This window comes from Nostoc sp. DedQUE08, from assembly GCF_034530895.1.
Classification (GTDB): Bacteria; Cyanobacteriota; Cyanobacteriia; order Cyanobacteriales; family Nostocaceae; genus Nostoc.
Genome location: NZ_JAVRCD010000075.1, coordinates 15,988 through 30,219, shown reverse-complemented (window position 1 = coordinate 30,219; position 14,232 = coordinate 15,988). Strand labels below are relative to the sequence as shown.

At 41.4% G+C, this 14,232-nt stretch carries 9 protein-coding genes and 1 pseudogene; 4 read left to right on the top strand and 6 right to left on the bottom strand.

Annotated elements, in window-relative coordinates; all coding sequences use genetic code 11:
* A pseudogene (locus RMY64_RS32175) lies at positions 1-706 on the bottom strand (cobaltochelatase subunit CobN); the annotation flags it as partial.
* Positions 707-800: 94 nt separating this feature from the next.
* Between RMY64_RS32175 and RMY64_RS32170 the strand changes: the two are divergent.
* A complete protein-coding gene (locus RMY64_RS32170; RefSeq protein WP_322702153.1) occupies positions 801-2,834 on the top strand; it encodes a GAF domain-containing sensor histidine kinase in 2,034 nt (677 codons plus the stop codon).
* A gap of 183 nt (positions 2,835-3,017) precedes the next feature.
* Here the strand turns inward: RMY64_RS32170 and RMY64_RS32165 are convergent, their stop codons facing one another.
* The 3 genes from RMY64_RS32165 to RMY64_RS32155 form a co-directional block, all read right to left on the bottom strand.
* Complete coding sequence (locus tag RMY64_RS32165) at positions 3,018-3,641, bottom strand: hypothetical protein (RefSeq protein WP_322702152.1); 624 nt, start codon at positions 3,639-3,641, stop codon at positions 3,018-3,020.
* 244 nt (positions 3,642-3,885) lie between these two features.
* Positions 3,886-4,716, bottom strand: coding sequence for an ATP-grasp domain-containing protein (locus RMY64_RS32160; RefSeq protein WP_322702151.1), 831 nt, complete (start codon positions 4,714-4,716; stop codon positions 3,886-3,888).
* Between the two features lie 64 nt (positions 4,717-4,780).
* A complete protein-coding gene (locus RMY64_RS32155) occupies positions 4,781-5,662 on the bottom strand; it encodes a hypothetical protein (protein WP_322691426.1) in 882 nt (293 codons plus the stop codon).
* Between the two features lie 135 nt (positions 5,663-5,797).
* On the opposite strand from RMY64_RS32155, the gene RMY64_RS32150 reads away from it, so the two are divergent.
* Together RMY64_RS32150 and RMY64_RS32145 are read left to right on the top strand one after the other, a co-directional pair.
* Positions 5,798-6,715 (top strand): metallophosphoesterase family protein, encoded by a 918-nt coding sequence (locus tag RMY64_RS32150; RefSeq protein ID WP_322675208.1) that lies wholly within the window; start codon positions 5,798-5,800, stop codon positions 6,713-6,715.
* 4 nt (positions 6,716-6,719) lie between these two features.
* The gene (locus RMY64_RS32145) at positions 6,720-7,253 is read left to right on the top strand and encodes a GAF domain-containing protein (RefSeq protein ID WP_322702150.1); all 534 of its coding nucleotides are present in this window, start codon (positions 6,720-6,722) and stop codon (positions 7,251-7,253) included.
* 330 nt (positions 7,254-7,583) lie between these two features.
* On the opposite strand, the gene RMY64_RS32140 is transcribed toward RMY64_RS32145, so the two are convergent.
* Positions 7,584-10,121, bottom strand: a complete 2,538-nt coding sequence (locus RMY64_RS32140) for a calcium-binding protein (protein WP_322702149.1) — start codon at positions 10,119-10,121, stop codon at positions 7,584-7,586.
* Positions 10,122-10,774: 653 nt separating this feature from the next.
* Between RMY64_RS32140 and RMY64_RS32135 the strand changes: the two genes are divergently transcribed.
* Positions 10,775-11,068 (top strand): antibiotic biosynthesis monooxygenase, encoded by a 294-nt coding sequence (locus RMY64_RS32135; RefSeq protein ID WP_322702148.1) that lies wholly within the window; start codon positions 10,775-10,777, stop codon positions 11,066-11,068.
* Between the two features lie 475 nt (positions 11,069-11,543).
* Here the strand turns inward: RMY64_RS32135 and pcrA are convergent, their stop codons facing one another.
* Positions 11,544-13,868 carry a DNA helicase PcrA gene (gene pcrA / locus RMY64_RS32130; protein WP_322702155.1) on the bottom strand — a complete coding sequence of 775 codons (2,325 nt, stop codon included), beginning with the start codon at positions 13,866-13,868 and terminating at the stop codon, positions 11,544-11,546.
* Positions 13,869-14,232: the final 364 nt, after the last annotated feature.

Sequence of the window (14,232 nt, the reverse complement as noted above, 5' to 3'; positions counted from 1 at the left end):
AGGTGGATGAACGGAGTTCTGAGGTGGATTCATCCGGTTCAAAGGTGGATGAACGAGTATCTGAGGTGGATTTATCCAGTTCAAAGGTGGATGAACGAAGTTCTAACTCTCCCCTGCTCCCCTGCTCCCCTGCCCCCCTGCTCCCCTGCCCCTCCACTCCCCACTCATACAATCCCACGCGCGGAATCGGTTGAGGTAATGGGGGATTATATGCAGTTAATAAGCACCTATTGGAGATAAATTGCAGAGCATTAACGAAATTTGCCACGCCGCCTTCGCTAAAATACTGCCATACCTGGTTAACAATACCCAAAGGCACGGTAGACTGGGAAATTAAATCGGGATCGAAAGCGTCATCCCCTGGCATTACAATGAGGGTTATACCATTACGTTGCACAATTTCTTGCACTACTTCTAAGCCATAACCCCAGTAAGAACGTCCTCCTAATAAGCGCAAAATAATTACTTGGGCAAATTCTAAAACTTGCTCGCCATAAGTATCTATGCTTAATTGTTGCTGCAACTGCAATAGGTTGGCGACTCTTAATGCCGGAAAGCTTGGGGGTAATTTTGTCACCGCAGCTGCCAAGGTTTGAATGTCGGTATCAGCAGCCGTAATCAAGACAAAAGGGGCGGGGGTTTGTTCTAAAAAAATTATACCTTCTGACTGATTCCATCCACCCGATGTGCTACTTATACGATGCATAATCCTGTGTTACCGTTTTAAGTTATTGGTTAGTACATAATCAAAACAAACTTTTTTCCCTGGATTGTGCCCTCTCTTACCAAAATGATTGAAAATGCTTAGTTCTCCTGATTTGAGCTTTTCTCGAACCTTGCCTATTGTTGTATTTAATCAGCTTGGGGAGTTGTTAGAACAAATGGCTCAAACGGTGGGAAGTGCCGTTTTGATACTGACAGAAGCTACGTTGGCGCGGATTTACATACCTGTGGAGTGGCAAAGGCAAAGGTTTACATTAGTGGTTTCTGAGCAGTTTAGCGCCCTTTTGGTAGGAACATTTGAGCAAGGAAGCAGGGAAATAGAGGGGCAAGGAATTTACTCAGAAATCAATGCTCAGTTGACGTTTAATTTGGAGGCGATCGCTTCTTTTGTCTGCGAGTTGAGAGACTTGTTTGAGTGCGATTCTTATACTCACCAAAATCTCAAACGCTATCAGCAAATTATTAAACCCAATGATGCCACGCTCCAAAGTCAATTTACGCTGTTGTTATTAGAATATCTCCTAACTCAGCCAAACCAAGAAATAATAGCATCTCCCAGCCCAATTGGGCCAGCAGTTTATATCTGTCAGCCAGTGGAAGATGCTTTAAAAAAACAAATTTCCCAAGAGCGGTTGTTAAACCAGGTAACAACGCAGATCCGCAAAAGCCTAGATTTGCCGGTCATTATGGCAACGGCAATTACACAGGTACGTGAGTTTTTGGAATTAGACAGATTAGTAATTTATAAATTTGCAGCTTCACAAGTAAATACTCAACCATACCAGTCTGATACTATTCCCTTCAATGAAAGGGCACTGACAACAGACATGGAACTATCGGTTAGGGAATCTACCGAAATCTATTTTTCTATACACGAAAACAACGATCGATACTCGCCTTTTATATCAACAAATAATCAACCTCTACTAGGAGATTGCCAAAAGTATGGAGGTTATATTGTCTATGAAGCTCGTGCTACAGATGCTATTACATCGGTGTTGAATTACACGGAAAAAAATTGCTTTATCCGAACCTCTCAGTGTTGGGAGAAGTATCAGCAAGGTTTTACCTTGGCTGTGGATGATGTCGAAAAAACTTATGCTCTAGAAGAATGTTTGTTGAATTTTTTAAGGGAATGCCAAGTTAGGGCTAAGTTAGCTGCACCGATAATGTTTGAGGACAAACTGTGGGGATTGCTGATTGCTCATCAGTGCGATCGCCCATACCAATGGAATGATAGCGAAAAAAGCTTGCTGGTTGCGATCGCAGAACAATTAGCGATCGCTATTCACCAAGCTGAGTTAATGCAAACTCTCACCCAAGAAAAACAAAATCTCGAACAACGAGTTATTGAGCGGACAATGGCCCTGCGTGATGCTCTCCTCGCTGCCGAAGCTGCTAGCCGAATTAGAAGTGAGTTTCTCGCTACTATCAGTCATGAATTGCTGACGCCTTTAACTTATGTGATTGGGATGTCTTCGACGTTATTACGCTGGCCTTTGGGTGAATTGAGCCAACGACAACGGGGTTATCTGCAAACTATCCACGACAGTGGAGAACATTTATTAGCAATGATTAATGACATCCTCGATTTATCGCAAATCGAGGCTGGTAAAACAGCTTTAAATATTTCGGAATTTTCTTTAGTAAATGTTGCCGAAAATGCTCTGAAGTCACTGCAAAAAAAAGCAGCGATCGAACAAATTAATCTCATCCTTGATTTGCAAATCGATCCCAGGTGCGATCGCTTTACCGCCGATGCCGAACGAGTAGAACAAATTCTTTGGAATCTGTTAACTAACGCGATTAAATTCACCCCTAAAAGTGGCAGCGTTACCTTACGTCTTTGGGTGGAAGATAATACTGCTATTTTTCAAGTGGAAGACACCGGAATCGGCATTCCCGAAGAACAATTACCATTACTGTTTGAGAAATTTCAGCAACTCGATACACCCTATCGCCGCCGCTACGAAGGCACCGGACTTGGACTAGCTTTAACTAAACAACTCGTGGAACTCCATCGAGGTCGAATTGAAGTAGAATCAACTGTAAGTATTGGCTCGATTTTTACTGTATGGATACCAACTCAAGCAATGAGAGTGGGGAGTTAGAAATTAGGAGTTTGGAGTTTGGAGTTTGGAGTTAAGAGTTTTACTCTCCAACACTACAAGGGTTAGGATTAGGGATTAGGTCTGTATTGGACTCAATTGCAAACCGATATATTAGCTAATCAAAGTAGTGAATTTTGGCGTTTATGAAAATATTAGTGTTTTGAATATGTCTTCCTAGAACGCCTATTCTGATTTTAAGACTGCTAAGAGAATTCGCATTATTTCTTCTAAATCTTCTGGAACTCTATAACTATTAATTGCTAATTCAAAATGTTTGTTTGCTCTATCTAATCTAGCAAACTGCCATATCTTACCTGTAGTTACAGAACCGATCAAAATAGGTTGCTCTGTAATTGCAGGAGATTCTTCCCACTGATCTAACGCTATCATTTCGGCAACTAATTGAGTGAATCCTCTAGTTAAATCTTCATATTTAGCTTCAACTACTAACAATTGATTTGTTTGATAAGTTCTAATTAGATAATCTAAATTTCCCTGAAGTAGATTAGAAACTTTGATGCCAAATTCAATTCTAATCTGAACATTTGTATAATGAATTAACTCTAAGACTACCTTAGATATTATTACTTCTCTTCTTGCCAACTCCGTAGTTAAAGGTACATAAGGCAGTACTTCAGTAATTCTATCTCTTAGTTCAGCTAACCTATCTAACTCTCCTTGATATAGTGGTAACATTAAATTAACTAAGACTAACTTATACCCGAAATAATCAGCTAAGTCTTCTGAATAATAACCATTTTCAAAATACTTACTAAAGGTATAATTTTGATTAGGATCTAACTTCACTTGATACACCTCTACTTTCTAAAAACTCTATCTGCTTGCAGTCACACAAGAGGGTTAAGCTTGCGTGGCTGACGTGGATATGAGTTGATGCAGACCTTGAACATTGCTCCTGCGATGTCTACGACGGGCGGTTCCTGAGCGCAGCCGTACCCCTTTGGGGAAGTAAGCTACGCGCAGCGTCTCCGACAGGAGAAGGGCTACGCCTACGCTTAAATTCATACTTTAATTATGCAATGCCAATTTTTTATTTTGAGGCTAGGCTAACGAGCATTTTTTCAAAAATTTTCAACACATGCTCCTCTCCATTGTCTCTAATAAAAATGCCAAAATTGGGGTGAGAGTTGATTTCAATTAACCAATATTGATTATCTCGATCTAATACGATATCAAAACCACCATAATCAAGGTCTAATTCTTCAAAAACTGGTTGAGCAAAATTAGCAATCTCTGATAGTATTTGTGGATCGTTAATATACTTGGCTTTCGCACCATCCCAGTGTAGAGGACTGAGATTACCGATAAATTTCGCATCAGTTATATCTTTTTCATAGAGCAAAACTAACTCTTTATTTAAGAAAACCGCTCTATATTCAGATTTGATCTGAATAAATTCTTGAGCAAGAGCGACGTAATCATATTTATGATTAATAGTAAAAATTTCTTTTAAAGCAGTTTCAATTTCATCTAGATTCTTAGACAAAAAGACATTATGTCCGCTTGCACCAGAGTTTCTTTTAATAATTACTGGTGTTTCAAAGTTTTCTTTTATTTCTAATACGATATCTTGAATAGTTGGAAATTTTAAGTAAATCTTATATTTGATGTCACAGAAAGGGGAAAGAAAACCCACTGTCAGAGGAAGTTTAACTTTTTTATTTAAAACATGATAAGTATATTCTTTGTCTTTGAGCAGGTGTGCTACTGCTTGATTAAGTAAGGGAGTACTATAGTTACAAAAATAATGCTGTTTACTATTCAATTTTATTTTGACTAAATTTTCCGAAGGATGAAGAATTTCATAGCTGATATTTAAATTTTCACAAGCTTTCAGCAATAGCGAAACGTTGTCTAACATAAATACTTAAAGTTCAACTCAAAATTACGAATTACGAATTACGAATTACGAATTACGAATTATTTTAACTTGCTGTTTGCCGTTTAAAAATTACTATCTCAGTCCCAACAACTGGGTTACGAGCTATTAGCTGATTTTGGGAGTCGAGAATTTCTAAATGGGTAAAATCAAGTTCTTGAGAGCGTTGTAATATTTCCGCAGCTAGTTTGTCTTGCTGAGATTCATTGAGAGTGTACCAATCGTTACTAATTTTGACAGTCAAGTTACTTGTACGGAAGTTGGCTTGAATTGACTTTATCAGACCAGAGGCAACGCGATCGCTAATTTCAGCTACCTGATTTTCAATAGCCGCAATCAAAGCTTGTTCAGGTGTCAATTCTATGATGGGTGTCGGTGTTGGTGTTGGGATTGGCGTTGGCGTAGGAATTGGTTCTGGTTCTGGTGTTGGTGGGGTAATTTGTGCTTCTGGCGGTGGCGTAATTTCTTCTGGTGGCTGTGGTTCTGGTGCGACTGATTCCGGTGGAGTAGTTATCGTTGGTGTTGGTATCGGAACCTCTTCAACTGGGGGAACAGTTGCTATTTCCGTAGGTTTCCCAGTAAAGATAGTCGTAGTTGTCCAAATGAGAATTACAGCAATTCCAGTCACAATTCCTGTCAAAGCTGTATCTGATAACTTTGTTGACAAATTTGATGGTAAAAACAAGCGGATTGTCCTTAACAATCCACCCCACCGCAACTGAAGCTGCTGAAAAAAACCAGGTTTTTCCTCAGTACCAGGTGGGGGTGGTGTCTCCAGTTTTTCCACAGTTACTTCTAAAACCCCAATCGTCCCTTGGAGAAGTTGGATAATTTTAGCCTTCCAAAATGGCTGAACTCTCTGGTAAGGTTTTTGGGGAGGTTGAGTTACTTGCTTATCCGTCGGTTTTGACTGATTGTCTTGTGACATGGAACTTTCACCAAAAGCAGCGAATCAAAGACAAACAACGTACATTATTACTGGTGCTGCCTTCTTTTGCCTTAATGTATCACTACATTGCACATTGCTTCAGCTAAACTGACTATTTATTAAATTTGGTGAGTTATGAACCTGAAACGCCGTCAATTTTTATTTTTAAGTAGCTTCAGCGCCATTGGTACAGGATTTTTAGCCTGGATGTTTACTCATCAAAATCATCAAAGTGCTGATATTAGCGACTCAACAACAGCTATAGCCGCTAACCCAGCCAAAAAAGACTTGTTATTACGTTTTGTGTCTGTTGCAGATACGGGGACTGGCGCTAAAGGACAGTATGCTGTGGCTAGAGCGATGAATGCGTATCATCAGAAAAATCCTTATGATTTAGTCGTTTTAGCTGGAGACAACATTTACAATAACGGCGAGATTGAGAAAATTAATGCAGTTTTTGAACGTCCCTATCAAGGTTTACTAAAGCTTGGTGTGAAATTTCAGGCTTGTTTAGGTAATCACGATATTCGTACTGAAAATGGCGATCCACAAGTCAAGTATGCTGGCTTTAATATGAAGGGACGTTACTATACATTTAAACGTAATCAAGTACAATTTTTCGCTTTAGATACTAACGGGAATGCTGATTGGAAAAATCAGCTAAGTTGGTTAGAAAAAGAATTAAGTCTTAGTAATGCTCCTTGGAAAGTAGTGTTTGGTCATCATCCGATTTATTCATCGGGTCAGTATGGGAATAATCCAGATTTTATTAAAACTTTTACTCCCCTATTTAAAAAATACGGCGTTCAACTTTACATCAATGGTCACGAGCATAATTATGAACGCACTCGTGCTATTGATGGGACAACTTATTTAATTTGTGGTGCGGGTGCTGGTAATCGTCCTGTAGGGCGTTCTGAGTGGACAGGATATTCTACCAGTGACTTAAGTTTTGCTTCTTATGAAGTGTATAAAGATAGAATAGAAATAAGTGCGATCGCTACTAATAATCGCGTTTTTGATAAAGGGATTATTCAATTAAAATCAGCTTAGTTATATGACTCAGCAAGAACTTCCTTCTGCACTCAAAAATATTGTTGAATCATCTCAAACACCAGATACTATATTTTCTGCACTGTTACCAGCTATAGGCGATTTTTTACAGTCTGATAGATGTTTTCTATATCTGCACAATCCACAGAATAACCTTGGTAGAGTTGCCTTTTGTTGGATTCGTACTCCAGATGTACCTACTGTTTATAATGAAGAATGGGCAACACAACCCCCATCTGTAACAGATGAAGATCCGATGTTTGCTGCTGCGCTACGTGCTAAACCTTCAATCTTTGTAGAAGATGTAGAAACAGCTGATTCTCAGGTTTTAAATCGGGAATTTGAACAGAAGTATTTTGGACATCGTGCCCTTATTCATGCCCATATCCGCCAGGATGGGCAACTCTGGGGAATTTTACAACCATGTATTTTTGGTCATCCCAGAATTTGGACTGAATATGAACGAGTAGTGATTAATAATCTTGTCGAAAAAATTACGCCTATTGCAGTTTCTTATGTCAAGTCTGCTTTTGATTAGTGTTAGCACTTAAATTTATCGATTGAAGTGGTAGTTTTTGTTTTTCCCACTCATGCAAATTTATGATTCATACTCTTGACAAAATCTCCAAGAGATCGAATGAAACAGCCCTGCCTTATTTTCAAGGCAGGTTTATGAATGAGCAGAACAATCAAAATTATCGTTCACAAAGTCGTTACTGACCGTCCTGCACGCAGGGAACCACGAGTGAGTTCAAAAACGCCGCCCCAAAGCCTACCCCTTCATGACAAAACCTCGACAAGAATTACGGAAACAACTGCAAACTTCTTAATTGGCAACTGTTTCCGCTTTTCTTAGTACTATTTGTCTTTAGGCTACAGTGACTCCTAGCGTATAGGAACCAGCATTAAAATAGCCAGAACTGAAAGTCCCGCCATTTTGAGGGAAGTAATCATAATCACTTACTGAAATGGAGTAAGTACCTGCCCCTAGTGAAGCGGTGATTGATTGAGAACTACTGGAACTCTGTAAGTTACCGGCACTATTAAATAGGCCGAGAACTGGATAGTTATTGTTATAAGTCGGCGTGTTGATAGTCACAGTTCCTGGGTTGGCTAAAGAAAATGTGAAAAAGTCGAAATCAGGCTTGTTCCCTGGAAGCGTTGCCAGTTGAGCAGAGGTATTAACTTCTGAACCTAATGTTAAAGTACCTAGCTTCTCAGCAGTAGCTAGTGTGTTATTTGTCCCTTGTCCAGCATCTTCTTTCTCGTAGAACAGGAAGTCGTCACTATCAAGCTTCAGAGGCGATGCTTGCACAACACCAATGAGTTCATCTAGCTCTCCTGAGTTGTCCAAAAATACCCTTGTATCGGCTCCCACAGTCTGCAAGCGATAGTCTCCCACTGTTCCTTTGAGCTGGATTGCATCTTCGTTGGAGTTGAAGCCACTGATGGTAGCGTAGTCTGCCAAACCACTACTTCCACTGTTGTTATCGTCATAGAAGACATTAGTAGCATCTCCAAGTAAGAACTTATCTTCCCCAGGCCCTCCAGTTAGGGTATCAACCTCCCCTAATCCAGGAGAATCAGAACCATTAGTATCAACGCCTATGAAGACATCATTTCCAGGCCCCCCAAGGAGAATGTCATTGCCGACCCCGCCACCGAGGGTGTCATTGCCTTCTCCTCCTTCGACTTGGTCATTGCCAGCCCCGCCAAACAGGCTGTCATTCCCATCCTCGCCCAAGACGAGGTCATTACCTTCCTGACCATCAAGAAAGTCATCGCTATCTCCACCAAGCAAGGTGTCATTGCCGCCTCTGCCAAAAAGGGTATCACTGCTGCCTGCTCCAATCAGGGAGTCGCTAAAACTAGAACCAAAGACTTGCTCGATATTGAACAGGACATCATTGCCATCTCCCCCACTGGCAGTTCCAGCGCTAAGGTCAACGGTGACTCCAGCAGTGGCATTTGAATAGTCAGCAGTATTAATGCCAGTCCCACCAAAGAGTTGGTCATCCCCGCCTCCACCTTGGAGTTGGTCATCGCCATCCCCACCAAGCAAGGCGTCATTGCCGTTGCCGCCTAGCAGGGTATCATTGCCTTCTCTACTAATGAGGTTGTCATTCCCGTCCTCACCATTGAGAAAGTCATTGCCAGCCCCACCAAGCAGGATGTCAATGCCGCTACCGCCAAGCAGGGAGTCATTGCCGTACCCGCCATTGATAAAGTCGTCGTTAGCCCCGCCAAGGAGGGTGTCATTGCCGTTATCGCCAAAGAGGCGGTCATTACCAGCCTCACCATTGACAAAGTCATTCCCGTCCCCACCACTGATGAAGAAGTCATTGGCAGCTCCGCCAAGGATGGTGTCATTGAACCTAGAACCAACGACTCTTTCAATCTCCAACAGGACATCACTCCTGCCCTGCCCTGTAGCGGTTCCAGTGGCAAGGTTAATCGTGACTCCGGAAGTGGCACTGAAATAATCAACAGTATCAACACCAATTCCACCCAAGAGTTGGTTATTGCCAGTCCCACCACGCAAGGTGTCATCGCCAGCCCCACCACGGACAGTATCGTCGCCTTCTTCGCCATCAAGCAGGTCATTGCCAACTCCACCATCAAGCAGGTCATTGCCACCTCTACCAAAGAGGGAATCATTACCGCGCCCGCCAATTAGAAAGTCTTTGAAACCAGAACCAAAGACTTGTTCGATATTAAACAGGACATCATTCCCAGCCCCTCCATTGGCGGTTCCAGTCGCCAGGTTGACGGTGACACCGGCAGTGCTATTTGAATAGTCAGCAGTATCATTGCCAGTCCCACCAAAGATTTTGTCATCCCCGTCCCCTCCTTCTAGTCGGTCATGGCCAGCCCCGCCAAGGAGGGTGTCATCGCCAGCCTGACCAATCAAGTTGTCATCGCCATTCTCGCCATCAATCTGGTCATCGCCAGCCCCGCCATTGAGGGTGTCAACCCCTTCCCCACCAAAGAGTTGGTCTTTACCGTCTTCTCCAGCGAGTCGGTCATTTCCGTCCCCGCCTTCGATAAGGTCATTGCCAGACCCAGCAAGGAAAGCATCATTACCGAACCCACCAAGCAGGGTGTCGTCACCGCCTTTGCCAAGGAGTTGATCGTCCCCATCCTCGCCATCGAGAAGGTCATTGCTAGATCCACCAAGGAGGACATCATCGCCCAACCCACCAAGTAGGGTGTTCTCGCCGTCCTCACCATTGAGAAGGTCATTGCCGTCCTCGCCATTAAGCGAGTCATTGCCAGCCCCACCCAAGAGGTCATCATTGCCCCCCCGACCAAAGAGGTTATCATCACCGCCCTGACCAAGGATAGCGTCATTCTCAAACGTGCCAATTAGAGTGTTATTGCTGTTGTCTCCAATAATGTCTGCCATATTAATCCCCTCGGTTATAAGTTTGATTCAGAGATATTCGCTGGCAGAGGTGTCATCTATGAGTAACCCTGCCAGCGGAGAAAACCCTAGATAGGTAGTTCAAAGAAATGCAACATCTACTTAGACTGGTTTCGTAACCGCTTAATAATCCGGGGTAAATCGCTCAGTGACAAGGCTCAAATGGCGTAAACTCGTTCCTGAACTGGTAGTTCGCCCCGATTTATTGAGCGGTTACTTTCATCTTTTGTATTTAAAGTAAAACAAAAGCCTGTATATCTCAAATTCTTCATTAAAAATTAAGCCAATCTAAAAAAATCAACCTAACTAAGCCAATTGTCTTGAGAATCTGTTTCTTGAAATAAGATTTCAATTGTTACAGTTTAAAGTTTGTGCTAGTTTTTGCACTACTTTGCACTACATTGAAATAGTATATAACACAATGTAGTTCAAATACGAGTTAAGACTAGGTTAAGGCTAGAGTTTTAGGTAAAACCTAATTGGGATAAAATATTGAGAAGACATATTTCACCGCACAGCAAAGCTTAAAAACTTTACTATGAAGGAGTTACAGGAAAATCCTTTTGTCACAAAAAAACGGCATTGAGCCGAGATAGCAATAGCGTTGGCGAAATATTACTTAACATAGAAATTTTATGATTCTTGAGGCAGTTATTCTTCATGTCAAACCTGGTCTAGAATTTGATTTTGAAACTACTTTCAAAAAAGCTTCTAAAATTATTTCCTCAATGGACGGATATTTATCCCATGAATTGCATAAATGTATAGAAGTCAACGGGAAATACTTATTACTTGTCAGATGGGAAACTTTAGAATCTCATACTGTTGGATTTAGAAGTTCTGCTGAGTATCAAGAGTGGAAAAAACTTCTGCATCATTTTTATGAGCCATTTCCCACTGTTGAACACTTTGAAGAAATTGAAATATGAAAAACAATAAGTTATAAAAACTCATCCTTTGATAAGTTCAGAAGAAGCTGGAGTTAATACAACTTAAACTCAACTTATAAATGTTGGTGTTTTAGTTACAAATAACTCGTTCTTAGATAAGTAAAACTAAAGTTGGATTTAATCAACTTAATGATTAATTATAAGAAGTTCAGAAATGATAAGTCAAATAGAAGTTTTAGTTAATAAAACTTCTATTTGACTTATTAATGAACAAGTTTTAGTTAGTCCAGCACGTTCTGGAGTTACAAATAAACAAGTTTTAGTTAGTCCAGCATGTTCTGGAGCTATAAATGCTTGTTCTGTAGCAACGCACCATCAAAATATAGTCTATCTGGTCGTTTATATACCCCTTGTACCAATTCAATTAATGATTGCAACACATCCTTGGGTAAAGACGCGATGAATCGCGTCTCTACAAATGGTCTATTTGTCGCATTCTTTTTTCAAATTGGTATTACTCTACTCGTTGCAGCTGTGCTACTCTGGGGTCAACAATTTTTTGTCCTAAGCCAGAAAATTTAATTGCTACAGACATCTTATTACCCGTTCCGAAAACATGGGTGATTTCACCAAGACCAAAAGTTTTGTGTAATACTCGATCGCCTACTTGCCAATTCTGCTTCGTGTCTTGCTTTCCATTCGGAGTAGAGGCACTTTTGGTATAACTTTGGCGACTCAGGCGTTGAGTAGTTAGTAATTCTTCTGGCAATTCGTCGAGAAATTGCGATCGCACCGCAGGTTCGCGAGAACCATATAAACGACGTTCCCGCGCGTGTGATAAATATAACCTTTCTTGGGCGCGAGTAATCCCTACATAACACAGGCGGCGTTCTTCTTCCAAAGATGCGGGGTCACTTAGCGAACGAAAGCCAGGAAATAGTCCTTGTTCTAATCCCACCAGAAACACTACAGGAAATTCCAAACCTTTGGAAGCGTGTAAAGTCATTAAAGAAACGGCTGTTTGCCCTTCTTTTAAGTTATCTAAATCGGAACTGAGGGCAGCACTATTGAGAAAGTCTCGCAAGGAAATTTCTTCGTTTTCTTCTTGAAATTGCAGCGCAGCGTTGTAAAGTTCCTGAACGTTCTGTACCCGATCTGTGGCTTCATCTGTGCCTTGATTCATCAAGTCTTGAACGTAACCAGAGTCTTCTAATATTCCTTGCAAAACCTCAGTTACCGGAAGTGTAGCGACTTGTCCTTGCCAACGGCTAATCATTTCGGCAAAGTTATTTACAGCTTTTGTCGCCCGTCCAGCTAATGTATTAACTGATGTTTCATCGCTGAGTATTTCCCACAAAGTTGTTCCTAGTTGCCCAGATGCGTTTACCAAAGCGTCAATAGTGGTTTTGCCAATTCCCCGCCGGGGAGTATTGATGACTCGTAATAAACTGACTGTATCAGCTGGGTTAGCGATCGCTCTTAAATAAGCTACTACATCTTTAATTTCTTTGCGATCGTAAAATCTCATTCCTCCTACAACTGTGTAAGGAATTTGATATTTCACCAACAATTCTTCAAAGGGGCGAGATTGGGCATTTGTCCGATAAAGTATGGCAAAACTACCCCAGTCTAACTCTGGATTTTGGTTTTTTAAAGTGCTAATTTGATTAATTACAAATGCTGCTTCTGCAAGTTCTTCATCGGCTTTGTGACAAGTAATCTGTTCACCCGTTCCCCGCGTCGCCTTCAGAACTTTATCAATCCGTTGGGTGTTATTTTCAATCAGTTCATTAGCCGCTTGTAAAATGTTTTCACAAGAACGATAGTTTTCTTCTAGCTTAACCATCGTCCGGGTGTCATCATCTACCAAACCATCGCCAAAGTCTTCCTGAAATCCTAGCAAGATGGTGAAATCTGCCATCCGAAAGCTGTAAATTGATTGGTCTGCATCACCGACAACAAAAACTGAGCGATTTTCCCATTCCCATTCGCTCTTTCTGGTTTCGCCATTAGTAACCAATAAATTAATCAGTTGATACTGAGTACGGTTAGTATCCTGATATTCATCTACGAGGATATGACGAAATTTGCGATGCCAATAACCCAATACCTGCTCGTTTTGTTGAAATAATCTCGTAGGTACAAGAATCAGATCGTCAAAGTCAAGAGCGTTGTTTTGTGCTAACTTATCTTGATATAAATTGTAAACTTGGGCTATTACCCGTCCGCGATAATTGGGTTGGTCTCGTTCAAATTCTTGGGGCGATAAACCTTGGTTTTTAGCATTACTAATAGCGTAGCGGACAGAGCGGGCATCAAACTTCTTATCGTCTAAATTTAGCTCTTTATTAACGATTTCTTTGATCAGACTGATAACATCTGATTCATCAAAGATAGAGAAATTGCGATTCCACTTGCGTCCTTTTTCGTCTACATATTTTTCAATATCAAAACGGAGAATGCGAGAAAATAGACTGTGGAAAGTGCCACACCATAAGTCTTTGATTGTGTTTTTGTAAACTTGCGATCGCAGTAGTGTTTGTTGGTATTCTGTCAACAAATCCAATCGCTGACCGTGTTGTTTCATCGCCAGTTGTTCGGCAAACAGCCGTTGAATCCGTTCTTTCATCTCCCGCGCGGCTTTATTCGTAAAAGTAACCGCCAAGATATTTTCTGGATCGACACGGTGTTTCAGAATTAGATTTGCAATGCGATAAGTCAGCGCTCGTGTTTTACCGGAACCTGCGCCAGCAACAACTAGCAATGGGCCGCAGTAGTGTTCGACAGCTTGACGTTGGCTGGGGTTAAGGTGACTGAGAAAGTCGATGGTTGTTGTCATAGATGTGAAAAAGCGATGTCTCCGACGGTCACTGAGCGCAGCCGAAGTGCGGGCTACGCCTACGCCTGGGGTCACATCAATAGAAAGTCGCTATTGCCCAGATTACAACATCCTAACGAAACTTGGTCAATCGATTTTGGATTTTAGATTTACAATTTTGGATTAACCCCGCTTGACTACGGTCGGGGCTTGGGGATTGAAGAAAAGACGATTTTAGATTTGTTCCGCCCACAAGGGGCGGGGCTATAAAGATTGGGGGCTAACTGACTGTGTTAGCTTTGCAGTGATGATACAGGAGGGGATTACTCAAGCTTTTACATCCGATCGGCATTTTGAGCAAGCAGGATTTACAAAACTGTTGTAA

Coding starts and splice junctions, on each gene's coding strand:
- RMY64_RS32170 (WP_322702153.1), top strand. CDS start 801: ATGCTTAGTTCTCCTGATTTGAGCTTTTCTCGAACCTTGCCTATTGTT.
- RMY64_RS32150 (WP_322675208.1), top strand. CDS start 5,798: ATGAACCTGAAACGCCGTCAATTTTTATTTTTAAGTAGCTTCAGCGCC.
- RMY64_RS32160 (WP_322702151.1), bottom strand. CDS start 4,716: ATGTTAGACAACGTTTCGCTATTGCTGAAAGCTTGTGAAAATTTAAAT.
- pcrA (WP_322702155.1), bottom strand. CDS start 13,868: ATGACAACAACCATCGACTTTCTCAGTCACCTTAACCCCAGCCAACGT.
- RMY64_RS32145 (WP_322702150.1), top strand. CDS start 6,720: ATGACTCAGCAAGAACTTCCTTCTGCACTCAAAAATATTGTTGAATCA.
- RMY64_RS32155 (WP_322691426.1), bottom strand. CDS start 5,662: ATGTCACAAGACAATCAGTCAAAACCGACGGATAAGCAAGTAACTCAA.
- RMY64_RS32140 (WP_322702149.1), bottom strand. CDS start 10,121: ATGGCAGACATTATTGGAGACAACAGCAATAACACTCTAATTGGCACG.
- RMY64_RS32135 (WP_322702148.1), top strand. CDS start 10,775: ATGATTCTTGAGGCAGTTATTCTTCATGTCAAACCTGGTCTAGAATTT.